Origin of the sequence: Halomonas sp. PBN3 (genome assembly GCF_000475415.1) — a bacterium.
In the GTDB taxonomy this organism is placed as follows: domain Bacteria; phylum Pseudomonadota; class Gammaproteobacteria; order Pseudomonadales; family Halomonadaceae; genus Halomonas; species Halomonas shengliensis.
Map to the genome: position 1 here is coordinate 31,603 of NZ_AXCA01000221.1, position 15,442 is coordinate 47,044.

Annotated in this window: 16 protein-coding genes and 1 pseudogene; 4 read left to right on the top strand and 13 right to left on the bottom strand. The window is 67.3% G+C overall.

Annotation, left to right across the window (positions count from 1 at the left end; translation table 11 throughout):
• Positions 1-38: 38 nt before the first annotated feature.
• The 4 genes from Q673_RS34770 to Q673_RS34785 all read right to left on the bottom strand — a co-directional run bounded on the left by Q673_RS34770 (position 39) and on the right by Q673_RS34785 (position 4,670).
• Positions 39-560 carry a retropepsin-like aspartic protease family protein gene (locus Q673_RS34770; protein ID WP_023007433.1) on the bottom strand — a complete coding sequence of 174 codons (522 nt, stop codon included), beginning with the start codon at positions 558-560 and terminating at the stop codon, positions 39-41.
• Positions 561-616: 56 nt separating this feature from the next.
• Positions 617-1,363, bottom strand: a complete 747-nt coding sequence (locus Q673_RS34775; protein ID WP_023007434.1) for a sulfite exporter TauE/SafE family protein — start codon at positions 1,361-1,363, stop codon at positions 617-619.
• A gap of 12 nt (positions 1,364-1,375) precedes the next feature.
• Positions 1,376-2,731, bottom strand: a complete 1,356-nt coding sequence (locus tag Q673_RS34780) for an MFS transporter (protein ID WP_023007435.1) — start codon at positions 2,729-2,731, stop codon at positions 1,376-1,378.
• A gap of 304 nt (positions 2,732-3,035) precedes the next feature.
• Positions 3,036-4,670 carry a BCCT family transporter gene (locus Q673_RS34785; protein ID WP_023007437.1) on the bottom strand — a complete coding sequence of 545 codons (1,635 nt, stop codon included), beginning with the start codon at positions 4,668-4,670 and terminating at the stop codon, positions 3,036-3,038.
• 244 nt (positions 4,671-4,914) lie between these two features.
• On the opposite strand from Q673_RS34785, the gene Q673_RS34790 reads away from it, so the two are divergent.
• Complete coding sequence (locus tag Q673_RS34790; RefSeq protein ID WP_023007438.1) at positions 4,915-5,910, top strand: LLM class flavin-dependent oxidoreductase; 996 nt, start codon at positions 4,915-4,917, stop codon at positions 5,908-5,910.
• 84 nt (positions 5,911-5,994) lie between these two features.
• Positions 5,995-6,399, top strand: coding sequence for a hypothetical protein (locus Q673_RS34795; RefSeq protein WP_023007439.1), 405 nt, complete (start codon positions 5,995-5,997; stop codon positions 6,397-6,399).
• A gap of 3 nt (positions 6,400-6,402) precedes the next feature.
• Here the strand turns inward: Q673_RS34795 and Q673_RS37130 are convergent, their stop codons facing one another.
• The 5 genes and pseudogenes from Q673_RS37130 to Q673_RS34815 all read right to left on the bottom strand — a co-directional run bounded on the left by Q673_RS37130 (position 6,403) and on the right by Q673_RS34815 (position 9,635).
• Positions 6,403-6,552 (bottom strand): benzoate/H(+) symporter BenE family transporter, encoded by a 150-nt coding sequence (locus Q673_RS37130; protein ID WP_023007440.1) that lies wholly within the window; start codon positions 6,550-6,552, stop codon positions 6,403-6,405.
• 88 nt (positions 6,553-6,640) lie between these two features.
• Positions 6,641-6,904, bottom strand: a pseudogene (locus Q673_RS37135) (benzoate/H(+) symporter BenE family transporter); the annotation flags it as partial.
• Between the two features lie 215 nt (positions 6,905-7,119).
• A complete protein-coding gene (gene catA, locus Q673_RS34805; RefSeq protein WP_023007443.1) occupies positions 7,120-8,094 on the bottom strand; it encodes a catechol 1,2-dioxygenase in 975 nt (324 codons plus the stop codon).
• Positions 8,095-8,162: 68 nt separating this feature from the next.
• Positions 8,163-8,453, bottom strand: a complete 291-nt coding sequence (gene catC, locus Q673_RS34810; RefSeq protein ID WP_023007444.1) for a muconolactone Delta-isomerase — start codon at positions 8,451-8,453, stop codon at positions 8,163-8,165.
• Positions 8,454-8,513: 60 nt separating this feature from the next.
• Entirely contained in the window at positions 8,514-9,635 is a 1,122-nt protein-coding gene (locus Q673_RS34815; RefSeq protein ID WP_023007445.1) for a muconate/chloromuconate family cycloisomerase, read from the bottom strand.
• Positions 9,636-9,737: 102 nt separating this feature from the next.
• Between Q673_RS34815 and Q673_RS34820 the strand changes: the two genes are divergently transcribed.
• A complete protein-coding gene (locus Q673_RS34820) occupies positions 9,738-10,640 on the top strand; it encodes a LysR family transcriptional regulator (protein WP_023007446.1) in 903 nt (300 codons plus the stop codon).
• Positions 10,641-10,710: 70 nt separating this feature from the next.
• On the opposite strand, the gene pobA is transcribed toward Q673_RS34820, so the two are convergent.
• Complete coding sequence (pobA, locus tag Q673_RS34825; RefSeq protein WP_023007447.1) at positions 10,711-11,895, bottom strand: 4-hydroxybenzoate 3-monooxygenase; 1,185 nt, start codon at positions 11,893-11,895, stop codon at positions 10,711-10,713.
• A 161-nt stretch (positions 11,896-12,056) separates the two neighbouring features.
• On the opposite strand from pobA, the gene Q673_RS34830 reads away from it, so the two are divergent.
• A complete protein-coding gene (locus Q673_RS34830) occupies positions 12,057-12,953 on the top strand; it encodes a helix-turn-helix domain-containing protein (RefSeq protein WP_023007448.1) in 897 nt (298 codons plus the stop codon).
• A gap of 93 nt (positions 12,954-13,046) precedes the next feature.
• On the opposite strand, the gene Q673_RS34835 is transcribed toward Q673_RS34830, so the two are convergent.
• The 3 genes from Q673_RS34835 to Q673_RS34845 form a co-directional block, all read right to left on the bottom strand.
• Positions 13,047-13,487 carry a hypothetical protein gene (locus Q673_RS34835; protein ID WP_023007449.1) on the bottom strand — a complete coding sequence of 147 codons (441 nt, stop codon included), beginning with the start codon at positions 13,485-13,487 and terminating at the stop codon, positions 13,047-13,049.
• Between the two features lie 144 nt (positions 13,488-13,631).
• Complete coding sequence (locus Q673_RS34840; RefSeq protein WP_023007450.1) at positions 13,632-14,921, bottom strand: TRAP transporter large permease; 1,290 nt, start codon at positions 14,919-14,921, stop codon at positions 13,632-13,634.
• Complete coding sequence (locus Q673_RS34845; RefSeq protein ID WP_023007451.1) at positions 14,911-15,441, bottom strand: TRAP transporter small permease; 531 nt, start codon at positions 15,439-15,441, stop codon at positions 14,911-14,913. The genes Q673_RS34840 and Q673_RS34845 overlap by 11 nt, the downstream gene beginning before the upstream one ends.
• Position 15,442: the final 1 nt, after the last annotated feature.

The following is a 15,442-nucleotide window of genomic DNA, read 5'->3' on the forward strand; positions in this document are numbered from 1 at the left end:
CTTCCAGCACAGCGGGGCTGCTCCGGGAAACGGGTGACTCAGCCGTCGGCAGGCTCCAACACCATCTGTGCGTCGCGGATGCGTATATCGAAATGGTCCAGGAAGCTCATACCCAGCAGGGCGGTATCGCCCTCCAGCCCGGCGCTGATGGAGCCGCGCACATCGCGGGCCACATGGCCGCCCAGGCTGACCTCGTCGAGGGTGGTGAGCTCACCGCGCACCCGCCCGTTGGCAGTATTGAACCAGGCGCTGCCGGAGGGCTCGAGCCCCAGCCGCTTGGCCATCTCCCGCGGCAGCGCCACGTAGGTGGCGCCGGTATCCACCAGGAACTCCACCGGCTCGCCGTTGATGCGCCCCGTGGCCACGAAGTGGCCGCCGCGATTGCGCTCGAGCACCACCGGCGCTCCCTCCGCCACGGCGCTGACCAGGTGGCTGTTGGGATTGCGCTGGCGCTCCACATAGCCGTGAAACCACCAGGTTCCGGTGGCGATGAACAACATCCAGAACAGCAGCATCATGCCGAGGCCGGTGCGCCGCACCGCCCTGTTGTCATCTGTCATCGCGTTCCCCTTCGCCTGCCTGAGGGTTGGACCTCCCGAAACCGACCAGGCTCCCGCTATCCGGATACCGCACGCACCAGCAGGTAGCTGCCCATGGCCAGCAGGCCGCTGTGGAAGGCGCGCCGGAAGGTCGCTTCCGAGAGGCGCCCGCGCAGCCACTGCCCCAGCCGCATGCCCACCAGCGCAGGCACCACCGCCGCCAGGGAGAGCAGGCCCAGCTCCACGCTGAGCAGACGCTGGCCGCCCAGGGCGAGGCCCAGCGCCAGGGTGGTGGTCACGAAGAGCACGCCCATGGCCTGGATCAGCATCTCCCGCGGCAGGCCCAGGGACTGCAGGTAGGCCACGCCCGGAAAGACCGAGGAGCCGGTCATGCCGGTCAGGAGGCCGGTCAGGGCCCCGTTGACCGGCGCGGCATGACGCCCGCCGCCGACCAGCCTCGCCAGGCCCAGGTTGCACAGCCCGGCGAGCGCATAGAAGACGATCAGCACGCCCAGTAGCCCCGAGAGCCAGCGCACCTCGACCCGGGCCAGGACGCTCACCCCCAGCCACACCGTCACCACCGAGGCCAGCAGGAAGGGCCAGAGCTGCCTGGCGATGCGTCCCAGGTGGCCCCCGACCAGCGCCTGCCAGACATTGGTGATCAGGGTGGGCGCCAGCAGCAGCGCCATGGCCGGCTGCAGCCCCAGGGTGGCGGCCAGCAGCGCCAGCGACACCGTGGGCATGCCCATGCCGATGATGCCCTTGACCCCGCCGGCCACCAGGAAGGTGGCGGCGACAAGCAACAGGGTGAGCGGTTCCCCCATCACGCGCGCCCCTCAGCGGCCATTGCGCGCCTCCCACTCCGCCGCCGCCCGCTGGCCGCGGGCCTGGTCGACGAACAGGCAGATCAGGATGGCGACGATGAAGAGCGCCGCACAGAGCAGGATCGAGGCCTGCAGCCCCACCACCGTCTGCAGCAGCCCCAGGGCAATGATGCCGAACACCCCGGCAAGCTTGTTGGCCAGCCCCCAGAAACCGAAGAATTCGGCGGCCTTGCGTGTCGGCGAGAAGAGCCCGACCAGGGCACGGCTGGCGGACTGGCTGGAGCCCAGCGAGAGTCCCGCCAGGCAGCCGACGAAGAGGAACAGGTGCTGAGCCTCCCAGTCGAGGCCGAAGCGTGTATTGAGCAGCGTGGTCACCTCCGGGGTGGCCCAGATCGCCAGGATCGCCGCCACCCACAGCACCAGGGTGAACTGGTAGGTCAGCTTGGTGCCGATGCGGTCCTGGATGAAGCCGAAGCCCAGCGCCCCTGCCGCCGCGGTGATCTGCACGATGATGAACATCAGGTTGCGGATCGACTCGTCCCAGCCGATCACCTGGGCGCCGTAGATGAAGGCGAAGGCGATGATGATGTAGACCCCGGCCATGGAGAACAGCAGCGACACCAGAAAGGTGGCCAGGTCACGGAAGCGCTTGAGCTCATGGAGAGTCGTCGAGACACGCTCGATGGCGATCTCGCGATAGGGCTTGCCGGCCGGCTGGGGCGTGCCGCGCTCCTTCACCCACAGGAAGGTGGGGATGGCGGTGACCAGGAAGAAACCGGCGGCGAAGGGCCCCACCCAGCGGATGCGTTCGAAGTTCTCCGCCGTGGCCTCGCCCAGCACCACCAGGGTGAAGCCCGCGGCGAAGAGCCCACCGACGTAACCCAGAGCCCAGCCGAAGCCCGAGATCTTGCCCAGGTCCTCGGGCGGGCCGAGGTCGGGCAGGAAGGCGGCGATGAAGGACTCGCCCATGGAGTAGGCGTAGTTGGAAACCACGATCAGCAGTAGGCCCAGCACCACGTAGCCCGGCGCCACAAAATAGAGCATGGCGGTAGCGGCCACGGTGGCCAGGTAGCTGGCGAACAGGAAGCGCTTCTTCTCCGCCCGATAGTCCATCACCGCCCCGCACAGCGGGCCGGTGACCACCACCAGCAGGTAGCTCACCGCCAGCGCCAGGCTCCACAGGAAGTTGGCCAGCCGATAGTCGCCGCCGCGCTCGCCGACGATCACCGTGGTGAACAGCTCGCCGAACACCACGGTGATGATCAGCAGGGTATAGGCCTGGTTGGCGAAATCGAACATCGCCCAGCCGACGATCTCACGGCGCGAGGCACGGCTCCTGGCGGGCAGCAGGCTGTCGGTCGAGCTCATCGCAACGTCCCTGTGGATAGCGGCCCCTCACCATAGCAGCCCGCCCCCGATCGAGCGAGATGACGCTAGCGCAGCAGCGTGAGCACCAGGGCGATGCCTCCCACCAGCAAGGCGATGATCACGGCGGCATCCACCAGGCGATCGAGCCAGCGATCGAAGCGGGCGCCGCGGGCAGCGGGCACGCGCCGTCGGGTAGCCCCCCGACGGCGACGGTCACCTGCGATGGGAAAGAGAGACATGGCGGAAGTCCGATTTCACCATTTATCCCCAAAGCTTACGACCTCCGCCGCCGTCGGGCCAGCGACTAGATGCCGTCGCGACGATTGATACGCCGATTGACCACGCTGGGGGCCCGGCGCAGCCGCTCCTCCTCGGCCAGCTGATCCGCCTCGAAGGCATCGGCACCCACCGGGGTCTCGCCATGGCGGCGATAGAGCTGGGTGAGCATCGCTCGGCGATCGGCGCGCAGCTCACGCACCAGCACGATCACCATGCCGTAGAGGATGAAGGTGAAGGGCAGCGCCGAGAGTACCGAGGCCGCCTGCAGCCCGGAGAGGCCCCCGGCGGCGATCAGCGTCAGACAGATCGCCGCGATCAGCACGCCCCAGGTCACTCGCTTGTAGAGCGGCGGGTTGATGGAGCCATTGTCGGTCATCTGGGCGACGATATAGGAGGCGGAGTCCGCCGAGGTCACCAGGAAGACGAAGATCAGCATCATCGCCACCACCGAGAGCACCCCCGAGAAGGGCATCAGGTCGAACATCTCGAACAGCGCCACGGTGATATTGGCCTGGGTGGCCGCGGCAAGGCCCACGTCACCGCCCAGCTCCATGTTGAGCGCCGCACCGCCGAACACGCCGATCCACAGGCAGGCCAGCAGCGGCGGCACGACCAGCACGCCGAACACGTACTCCTTGATGGTACGACCACGGGAGACACGCGCCACGAAGGTGCCCACGAAGGGCGACCAGGCGATGACCCAGGCCCAGTAGAAGATCGTCCAGCTGCTCGCCCAGGTGTTGTCGCTGTAGGGCGAGATGCGCAGGCTCATGCCGATGAAGTTCTGCAGGTAATCGCCGATCCCCAGGGTGATGGTCTCCAGTATCGCCAGCGTCGGACCGGTGACGAGCACCCACAGCATCAGGCCGATGCAGAGGATCATGTTGAGGTTGGAGAGCCGCTTGATGCCCTTGTCCAGGCCCGACCAGGTGGAGGCCATGTAGGCCAGGAACATCACGAAGAGGATGATGAACTGCCACAGTACCGACTCGGGCAGGCCGAACACGGCGTTGAGGCCGCCGTTCATCTGCAGCACGCCGAGCCCCAGCGAGGTGGCCACCCCCATCACCGTGGCGACCACGGCGAAGATGTCCAGTGCCGGCGCGTAGCGGCGCGCCCCGGGATGCTTGGCGGTGACCGAGGAGAGCACCGAGGAGACCAGGCCGGCCTGCCCCTTGCGGAACTGGAAGTAGGCGATGATCAGGCCCACCACCGAGAAGGCTGCCCACTGATGGATGCCCCAGTTGAAGTAGCTGTACTGGATGGCGTAGCGAGCCGAGGCCTCCGTCTGCGCAGGCACGTCGCCGTAGGGTGGCTCGATGTAGTGAAACATCGGCTCGGCCATGCCGTAGAACACCAGCCCCACGCCGAAACCGGCGGCCAGCAGCATGCTGATCCAGGAGAAGAAACTGAAGCTCGGCGTGCTGTCCTGGGGCCCGAGGCGAATCTTGCCGTACTTGCTGAAGGCCAGCACCAGCAGGAAGATGACGAAGCCGAACACCGAGAACAGGTAGAACCAGCCGAACATTCGGGTCACGCTGCCGAGAGCGGTGGTGGCAATGTTGCCGAACCCTTCCGGGAAGGCGGCGCCCACCGCCACCAGGGCGAGTATGATGATCGTCGAGACGGTAAAGACCGTCTTGCCTCCATGATCTGCCATCTAATGGTTCCTGCTGTCTAGAATTTGTACAATAATGATACCAGCCTGCCGCACGCCAGACAGGTGGCATTGGCGCTGCAGCACACTTGTACGCACGTTGACACACCACTGCAGAGGGCGAGACAGAGAGATGCAAGACGAGAGATAGTGCCAGACGGTGCAAGGGGCATTGCATCCGACGGGGAACGCCCCCATCAACATCTCTCAGCAGGCTAACTATTCACCCGTCCCAATCGGAGCCGTCATGCCCCGTCTCGCCGATGCACCCCTCTCCGTCCTCGACCTCGCCCCCATCCGCGAAGGCGGCAGCGCCGCCGACAGCTTCCGGGAGAGCGTGGCCCTGGCACGGCTCACCGAGCGCCTGGGCTATACCCGCTACTGGCTCGCCGAGCACCACAGCATCGAGGGCATCGCCAGCGCCGCCACCGCGGTGCTGATCGGCCATATCGCCGGCGCCACCGAGCGCATCCGGGTGGGCAGCGGCGGCATCATGCTGCCCAACCACCCGCCGCTGGTGATCGCCGAGCAGTTCGGCACCCTGGAGACCCTCTACCCGGGGCGCATCGACCTGGGCCTGGGGCGCGCGCCGGGCTCCGACGCCGCCACCATGGCGGCGCTGCGCCGCGACCCCTACGCCGGGGTGGAGGACTTCCCCCAGCGCCTGGAGGAGCTCCAGGGCTTCCTCGGCGACGAACAGCCCGGCCAGCGGGTGCGCGCGGTGCCCGGCCAGGGCACCCGGGTGCCGATCTGGCTGCTCGGCTCCAGCGGCTACAGCGCCCAGCTGGCGGCGCGGCTGGGCCTGCCCTTCGCCTTCGCCGCCCAGTTCGCCCCGGGCTACCTGTTCGAGGCCCTGCGCCTCTACCGCGACAACTTCCGCCCCTCGGCGGTGCTGGAGAAGCCCCACGCCATGGTGGGGCTGCCGGTGGTCGCCGCCGACAACGACGCCCACGCCGCGTACCTGGCCACCACCTCCCAGCAGAAGTTCCTGGGCATGATCCGCGGCCAGCGCACCTGCGCCAGACCGCCGGTGGAGCACCTGGAGATGACGCCCATGGAGGAGGCCCAGCTGCAGCAGTTCCTCGGTGCCGCCATCGTCGGCGGCCCCGAGACCGTGCGCCAGGGGTTGGAGAGCTTCCTCGAGCAGACCGGCGCCGACGAGCTGATGCTCAATACCGACGTCTATGCCCTGGAGGACCGCCTGAGAAGCTACGAGATCGTGGCCGAGGTGTGGAAGGGCTAGCCTGAAAGGAACGAACCTGCCTTCTGGCCTTCCAAGGGGCAGCACATTTCGCGGCGCACCGACGCCGCCCCTCAGGAGAGTCAGATGCCCGATTCCCAAGGTCCCCACCGCGACCCCCGCCAGAACCCCGCCTGGCGCGCCGCCCAGGCATGGCAGCAGCGCGCCCGCCAGAGTCAGGGTGGCGGCCTGCTCGACAGCCTCAAGATGCTGCTCGCCTGGCTGCTGTTCGGCACCCTGATGATCGTGGCCATGGTGTTCGGCCTGATCTTCCTGCTGCTGGGCTGGGCGCTGATGCCGCTGCTGCGCCACCGGCTGAAGAAACGCATGGAACAGATGCGCGCCGAACAGGCCGAGGACGTGGACGGCGCCAGCTTCCACTATCAGGAAACCCGTTATCGGGAGACGCACACCTCCAGCGGCAGCCATCGCGAGCAGCAGGTGCTGGAGGGGGATTATGAGGTAAGACCTGACGAGCAGGACAAGCGCTGAGTGTCAGGTGGCCTCTCGCCGAGCCTCCCGACTGGCCTGGCGCCACGGGCGATGTAACAGCTGGTAGGCCAGCGCCCCTGCCACCACTCCCCAGAAGGCCGATCCGAGCCCCATGAAGCTGATGCCCGAGGCGGTGGCAATGAAGGTGATCACCGTCGAGGTGGTCCCTGTGGGCGGCAAAGGCGCTCAGGTTGCTGGTGATGGCACCGATCAGCGCCAGCCCCGCCAGGATGGCAACGAACTCGCCGGGCAACGAGGTAAACAGCGCCACGATGGTACCGGCAAAGGTGCCCCCCACCAGGTAGAAGACGCCGTTGGCCACTCCCGCCACATAGCGCTTGCTCGGGTCCTCGTGGGCCTCCTCGCTGGTGCAGATCGCCGCCGTGATCGCCGCGATCACCGTGGTGATCCCGCCGAAGAAGGCGGTGACGAAGGAGGTCAGGCTAGCCAGGGTGACGATCGGCCTGGCCGGGGTGTTGTAGCCGGCGCCGCGCAGGATCGCCATGCCCGGCAGGAACTGCCCCGTCAGGCTGACGGGTCGGTGAACATGCTGCGATGGCAGCGGAAGACGCCCTTCTCGGCATCGTCCTGGACGGCGCCGCGGACGCGCTCCTCGAGTTGATCAAGCTTGCTGGTCATGATCCATATCCTCGGTATCTTGTCGTATTGGTCCGGCGGGCCCAGGGGGTGGCCCGCCGTCATCAAGGGATGGCCTGCCGATCAGACCTTGGCGGTACCTGCCAGTTGGCTGGCCTGGTCCTGCTCGTCTTCCTTGGCGCGCGGACGGGCATGGCGAGTCTGCAGCTCGGCCTTGTCGGTCTTCGACAGCTCGACGTCGAACACCACCTCGGAGAAGGGACCGTCCATCTCGCGCTTGGCGATCTCGTCCTGCTCCTCGATGCGCTTGGCCGGCACCACCAGCTCCTCGCGGGTCGCGAAGGCGAAGTCGTCGTAGGTGTAGGGGTCGCCGGCCAGGTTGATCTGGGTGGTCAGGTGCTGGTGACCCGGTGCGGAGACGAAGTAGTGGATGTGCGCCGGACGCTCCCCGTGGCGGCCCAGGGACTTGAGCACCACGTCGGTGGGAGCACCTTCCGGCACGCCGTAGCCGGAGGGGATGATGCTGCGCGCGGTGTAGCGGCCTTCGCTGTCGGTGTAGATGGTGCGGCGCAGGTTGTACTCGCTCTGGGTCTGGTCGAAGAAGGAGTAGCCGCCCTTGGAGTTGGCATGCCAGATCTCGACCTTGGCGCCGGCGATCGGGGTGCCGTCAACATCACGCACCTGGCCGGTCAGCCACATGGCCTCGCCGTCCTGGTCCTGGCCGTCGTCCATGCGCGCGAAGCCCTCGGCTTCCGGGGCGCCGGCCACGTAGAGCGGACCCTCGATGGTGCGCGGGGTACCGCCGGTACGCTGGGCCTCGGCGTCGATGGCGTCCTGACGCATGTCGAGGAAGTGGTCGAAGCCCAGGCCCGGGGAGAGCAGGCCGAACTGGGTCTGGCTGCCTAGGGCGTTGAGCAGATTGACGGCGGACCAGTACTCCTCCTCGGTGACATCGAAGTCGTCGATCAGTTTGAACAGGTCGGAGATCAGGCGATGGACGATCTGCTTGGCGCGCTCGTTGCCGCCCTCCTGGTCGAAGCCGGCGATGGTCTTCAGGAAGTCCTGAACCTCGAGGGTATCGAAAATCTTCACGGTCATGGTCGGTTATCCTCGTTCGTTATATGGTTGTGTTCCGCTAGACGGAACTGACTGGCTTCATCCGTGACTCACGAGTCGTCCTCGCGCACGGAGGACGGGTGACGACACAGCGGCTTGACGCTGATCTCCATGTAGGGAAAGAGCGGCAGGTTGCTGACCAGCTCCTGAAGCTCGGCGTTGTCCTCGACGTCGAAGATGCTGACGTTCGAATAGCTGCCGGCCACGCGCCACAGGTGGCGCCACTTGCCGGAGCGCTGCAGCTCCTGTGAGTAGGCCTTCTCGGTCGCCTTGATCTCGGCGGCCTGCTCGGCCGGCATCGACGGCGGCAGCTTGACGGTCATTTCCACCTGAAACAGCATGACGTTCTCCTCTTCAGCGAAAGCACACCGACGTGCTTGCGGGACTCGGTTCTCTGGGACTCAGCCCTTGCGGGAATAGTGGGCCAGCTTGTCTTCGTCTAGCGTGATACCCAGCCCCGGCCCCTTGGGCAGTTCCACGCCGAACTCGCGATAGGCCAGCGGCTCGACGACGATGTCGTCCTTGAGCAGCAGCGGGCCGAACATCTCGGTACCCCAGGCCATCTCCGGCAGTGTCGCCCAGGCATGCAGGGAGGCGGCGGTGCCGATGGTGCCCTCGAGCAGGGTGCCGCCGTAGAGGCCGATGCCGGCAGCCTGTGCCACGTGGGCCAGCTCCAGTACGCCGTGTACACCGCCGGACTTGGCGATCTTGAGGGCGAAGGCGCCGCTGAAGCCCCCCCGGGCCAGGTCGAGGCCGTCGCGGGCATCCTGCACCGCCTCATCGGCGAGCATCGGCACGTTGAAGCGGTCGGCCAGGCGGATCAGGCCGGCATGCTCGCGCGCCGGGATGGCCTGCTCGATCAGCTCGATGCCGGCGTCCTGCAGGGCCTGGATGCCATATACGGCGGTGGACTCGTCCCAGGCCTGGTTGACGTCGACACGCACACTGGCGCGATCGCCCAGGGCCTCCTTGATGGCGGCCACGTGGCGCACATCCTGCTTGACCGGATTGGCACCGATCTTCAGCTTGAAGTCACAGTGACGACGCTGCTCCAGGCGCAGCAGGGCCTCGTCGATATCCTTGGCGGTGTCGCCGCTGGCCAGGGTCCACAGCACCGGCAGGTGGGACTGGCGGGCGCCGCCCAGCAGCTCGGCTACGGAGAGCCCCAGGCGCTTGCCCTGGGCGTCGAGCAGCGCGGTCTCCAGCGCCGACTTGGCGATCATGTTGCCGCGCGCGTTGCGGTTGAGCCGGGCGCGCAGGGCGTTGACGTTGGCGGAAGGCTGGCCGATCAGCAGCGGCGCCAGGTAGGTATCGATATTGCGCTTGATGCTCTCGGGGCTCTCGGGGCCGTAGGCCAGCCCACCGATGGTGGTGCCCTCGCCCAGGCCCTCGATGCCGTCGGAGTGGCGCATGCGCACGATCACCATGGTCTGGCAGGCCATGGTGGTCATGGAGAGCTTGTGCGGACGGATGGTCGGCAGGTCGACCAACAGCGTCTGGATGGATTCGATCACGGATGACATGGCGGCTCCCGCTCGGGTATTCGGTGATTGAGTGGCAGTCTGATTGCAGCGGGAAGACGTAACCAATATTGTTTGGGTGGCCCGCCATACCCTGGAGGCATCATGGAGCTGCGCCATCTGAGGTATTTCTGTGTGGTCGCCGAAGAGCTCAACCTGACCTGCGCGGCCGAGCGCCTGCACATGTCACAGCCGCCTTTATCAAGGCAGATCAAGCAGTTGGAGAAGGAAGTCGGGGCCGAACTCTTCGAGCGCAGCTCTCGCGGTCTGCGCCTGACCCCCACCGGGCAGTTCTTTCGGCAGCATGCCCTGCAGATACTCGAGAAGGTGGATGTCACCCTGGAGTCGACCCGGCGCATGGCCCGAAGCAAGCGCAGCCTGTTCGGCATCGGCTTCGTACCCTCGGTGTTCTATGGACAGCTGCCCCTGCTCGTGCGCGATTTACGACAAAAGGATGATGTGGAGTTGACCCTGGCCGAGCTGACCACGGTGCAGCAGATCCAGGCGCTGAAGGCGGGACGCATCGACCTGGGCTTCGGTCGTCTGCGCATCGACGACCCGGACGTGGAGCAGGAGGTGCTGTTCGACGAGCCGCTGATCGCCGCCCTGCCCAGCGGGCACCCGCTGGAGGGGACCACCCCCACCCTCGAGGAGCTGGCCTGCTACCCGCTGATCCTGTTTCCCGCCAGGCCGCGGCCGAGCATGGCCGACATGGTGCTGGGGCTATTCCGCCGCAAGGCGCTCAAGGTGGAGGTGGTGCAGGAGGCCAACGAGCTGCAGACGGCACTGGGGCTGGTCGCCTCGGAGGTGGGGATCACCCTGGTGCCGGAACAGGTCAGGCGCGTGCAGCGCGACGGCATCTCCTACGTCTACCTGGCCGATCCAAGCCTCACCTCACCGGTGATCTGCAGTCGCCGCCGCGGAGAGGCCCTCTCCCCGGTCATGCAGGAGGCGTTCCGCATTCTCGAGGTACTGGTGGAGAACCGACGCAGCGGACGCTACCCCTGAATCGACGACGCCCCGGACCCGCCGCTGGCGGATCCGGGGCGTCAATGGAGGTACGCGACTGGCGTGCGGCCTACTCCAGCGACTCGTAGGGCAGGCCCACGTAGTTTTCGGCGATGGTGGTCAGCCCCGCCTCGGAGCTTGTCACGTAGTCCAGCTCCGCCTGCTGCATGCGGGTGTTGAAGTCCTCCTCCTCGGAGAACTTGTGCAGCATGGAAGTCATCCACCAAGAGAAGCGCTCGGCCTTCCAGATCCGCTTGAGACAGGTCTCGGAGTAGTTCGGGATCAGGTCGGTACGCCCCTCCTGGTAGACCTTCACCATCAGCCGGTAGAGGGTGTTGACGTCGCTGGCCGCCAGATTGAGGCCCTTGGCGCCGGTGGGCGGCACGATATGGGCGGCGTCACCCACCAGGAACAGCCGCCCGTACTGCATCGGCTCGACCACGAAGCTGCGCAGCGGGGCGATGCTCTTCTCGATGGAGGGGCCGGTGACCAGCTTCTCGGCCACCTCATCGGGGATGCGCCGCTTGAGCTCCTCCCAGAAGCGCTCGTCGGACCACTCCTCGACCTTCTCGTCCAGCCCCACCTGGATGTAGTAGCGGCTGCGGGTCGACGAACGCATGCTGCACAGGGCGAAGCCACGCTCGTGGCGGGCGTAGATCAGCTCCTCGGCCACCGGCGGGGTGTCGGAGAGCAGGCCCAGCCAGCCGAAGGGATAGACCTTCTCGAACTCCTTGATGCGATCCGCCGGGATCGACTGGCGCGAGATCCCATGGAAGCCATCGCAGCCGGCCACGTAGTCGCAGTCGAGGCGATGGGTCTCGCCATCCTTCTCGAAGGTGACATAGGGGCTGTCGCTCTCCAGGTCGTGGGGCTGGACGTTGTCGGCCTCATAGATCGTGGTGGCACCGATCGACTCGCGCGCCTCCATCAGGTCACGGGTGACCTCGGTCTGGCCGTAGACCATCACCGTCTTGCCGCCGGTGAGCCCGGCGAGGTCGACGCGCACGCGGCGGTTGTCCAGGGCCAACTCGACGCCGTCGTGCACCTCGCCCTCCTCGTCCATGCGCCGGTCGACGCCCGCCTCGCGCAGCAGGTCCACCATGCCCTGCTCCAGCACGCCCGCGCGGATGCGGCTCAGCACATACTCGCCGGACTTGCGCTCGAGGATGACGTTGTCGATGCCCTGGCGGCTGAGCAGCTGACCCAGCAGCAGGCCAGAGGGGCCGGCGCCGATGATCGCGACCTGTGTCTTCATGGGAAACTCCGTGCGTTCGGTCAGGGTGAACAAGTGTTCGCTATGTGGATTGTATTTTTCACTGAAAAACCGCCCAGCTTAAGGCAATATTGGCAGGGTTATCTGGACAATCCCAATATCACTCTCCATCTTTGGTCGAAGCTGTTCCCCGGGGAGGCCCCATGCCCGATGCCGCCGTTCCTGTCTTCAAGCTGTATGGCGAGACCCGCCACTGGCCCACGCCCGACCTGCTGCACTGCGAATCAATCCCCGAACGAAGCCGCCTGCACGACTGGCGCATCCGGCCCCATCGCCACAGCGATCTGGTGCACCTGCTCCACCTCTCCGCCGGCGAGGTGGAGCTGGAGCTCGAGGGCAGCCTGCACCGCGGCCGGGCGCCACTGCTGATCGTGGTGCCGGCCCTGTGCATCCACGGCTTCCGCTTCTCTCCGGACACCCAGGGTCACATCATCACCCTGGCCCGACCCCTCGGCGAGGCGCTGGCGAGCCGGCTGGGCGAGGCCGCCGCCATCCTCAACCGGGCGGCGCCCTACCCGCTTGGCGAGCCCCAGGCCCGGCGCATCGCGCGCCTGGTCGCCCAGGTCGACGAGGAGTACCGCCACCCCGCCCCCGGGCGCGAGAGGCTGCTGGGCGCCCTGTGCGACGCGCTGGTGGTGGAGGCCTCGCGCCTCTCGGTGCCACCGGGCGATGCCGCCCGCTCCCCGGGCCCGCGTCGCGAGGCGCGCTCGCTGCGTCACCTGAAGCACTACCAGGCGTTGATCGAGCAGCAGTTCCGCCAGCAGCCCAGCGTCGAGCGCTTCGCCGAGCAGCTGGGCATGACGAGCGCCCACCTCAACCTGCTGTGCCGGCGCCTGGCCGGGCGCAGTGCGCTGCAGCTGCTGCACGAGCGCCTGCTGCTGGAGGCCAAGCGACAGCTCACCTACACCAACATGACCGTCGGCCAGGTGGCCGACTCCCTGGGCTTCTCGGAGCCCGCCTACTTCACCCGCTTCTTCAAGCGGCTAACCGGCTTCTCGCCCCGGGACTTCCGCCGCCGCCAGCCCGAGACGGCCGACTGAGACGGCTCACCGAGCCGCCAGCAACGACGACGCCCCCGGCAGCAAGGCTGCCGGGGGCGTCGTGGGGATGTGACCGAGGGCCGCTGGCGTGCGTCAGCTCGCCGCGGCCATCGCCCTGTGCTCGAAGGCCGCCGCGTTGGGACAGAAGGCGCGGCACACCTCCCGGGACGCCCCGGCACGCATCGCCTTCCAGCAGCGCCCCACCGCCGGGCAGCGGTTGCAGACCCGCTCGAGCTTGGCGTAGCCGCTCGGCTCGCCGGCGAAGGCCTCTCGGGAGAGCGAGAAGCGGGCCATCATCTCGGGCATCAGGGTCTCGGCAGGGATCAGGTCGCGCTGGCCGGCGGCGTTCAGGGTGCGGGCCGCCTCGCGCTCGAAGCCCAGTACCATCGGCGCCTCGAGGTCGCGCACCAGGGCGCGGAACTCGACGCTCGCCTCATGGCGCATGCCCTGTACCACTTGGGGCAGGCTCGCCTCGAAGAGCCGCCGCTCGAGTCGGGCCAGCCAACCCTGGCCTTGGGTCTGCTTGTCGCTCATCTCGCACCTCCATGGGGCCCGCCGGCACCACCGGCCACCCATCGTCATTGGTCTGTGGTCAGCATGGCCCCATGCGTAGCGGCTGCCAATTGAGGATTCGGCGCACCTCTATAACTCCAGGGTTATGCCAATCCCCCTCGCCCCTCACAGCAGGAACAGCGTGGTGAGCACCGGGAAGGCGATCAGCAGCGCCAGGCGCAGGAAGTCCGAGACGATGAAGGGTGCCACGCCGCGGAAGATCTCGCCCAGCCCCACGTGGGGCGCCATCGCCTTGATCACGAAGACGTTCATCCCCACCGGCGGGGTGATCAGCCCCAGCTCCACGGTCAGCACCGTGATGATGCCGAACCATACCGGGTCGATGCCCAGCGACTGGATGATCGGGAACACCACCGGCACCGTGATCACCAGCATGGCGATGGCATCCATGAACATCCCCAGCACGAAGTAGAGCGCAAGGATGCACAGCACCACCACCATCGGCGACAGCTCCATGCCATAGAGCAGGTCGGTGATCGAGAAGGAGATCCGCGACACCGAGATGAAGTAGCCGAGCATCTCGGCCCCCACCAGCATGAAGAACACCACCGTGGAGAGCGCCAGGGTCTCCTGCACGCTGCGCCACAGCTCGGCGCCGCGCATGCCCTTGACCAGGGCGTAGAGCAGGGTGGCGAAGGCGCCGACGCTGGCCCCCTCGGTGGGGGTGAAGGCGCCGAAGTAGATCCCCAGGATCATCACCAGGAAGACCGCGAAGAAGGGCACCAGGCCGGTCATCGAGGCCAGCTTCTCGCGCCATGCCGTGGGCTCGCCGGCCACCGCCAGGGACGGCTTGAGGCGCATCACCACGGTCACCGTCAGCGCGTACATCGCGAGCCCCATCAGCCCCGGCACCAGGCCGGCCATGAACATGTCGCCCACCGACTGCTCGGTGAGGATGGCGTAGATCAGCAGCGCGATGGAGGGCGGGATCATGATCCCCAGGGTGCCGCCGGCGGCGAGTGCCCCGGTGGCCAGGCCGCGATGGTAGCCGTAGCGCTCCATCTCCGGCAGGGCGACCCGGGTCATGGTGCTGGCGGTGGCCAGCGACGAGCCGGAGATCGCCGAGAAGATGCCGCAGGAGCCCACCGCGGCGATGGCAAGCCCCCCCTTCCAGCCGCCGCAGATCACCCGGGTGGAGTGGAACAGCTTGCCGGCCATGCCGGAGTGGGCCGCCAGCACCCCCATCAGGATGAACATCGGCACCGCGCTGAAGCTGTAGTTGGAGAGCACCTCCACCGGCACGGTCTTGAGCTGGGCGATGGCGGCCCCCCAGCTGATCACCTGGGCGAAGCCCACCACGCCGACGATCAGCATGGTCAGGGCCACGGGCACGCGCAGCGCCATCAGCAGCAGCAGTAGTCCCAGGCCGATGGCGCCGATCATCTCACTCCCCATGGCTCACCTCCCCCTCGGCCCCGAACAGGGCGCCGAGCAGCGCGTGGATCAGGGCCCTGACGCCCAGCAGCAGGCTGAGCGCCGCCGCCACAGAGTAGATCGGCCCCATGGGCAGCCGCAGGTCCTGGGTCACCTCGCCATGGCGGGCCGCCGCGGCGGCGGAGTCCACCAGGCCGAGGCACAGGATCAGCCCGAGCGCCGCGAAGCCCAGCAGGTAGACGCCGTGCAGGCGGTGCTTGAGGCCGGGCGAGAGCCCATGGGAGAAGGCCTCCACCACCACCTGACTCTTCTCCACGTTGGCGGCCATGGCCGCCAGCAGCGAGCAGAGCATCAGGTAGCTGACCAGCTCGACGCTGCCCAGCAGGGTCACCGCCACCGCACCATCGCTGAGCCGGTCGAGGTAGCGCGTGGCCACGTCGACGATGGTCACCCCCAGCATCGCGATCAGGGCGACGCCGGCGACGACACGACAGACGAGGGCCAGCCAGTGGCTGGCCCTCTCCAGGATCGACCGCATCATC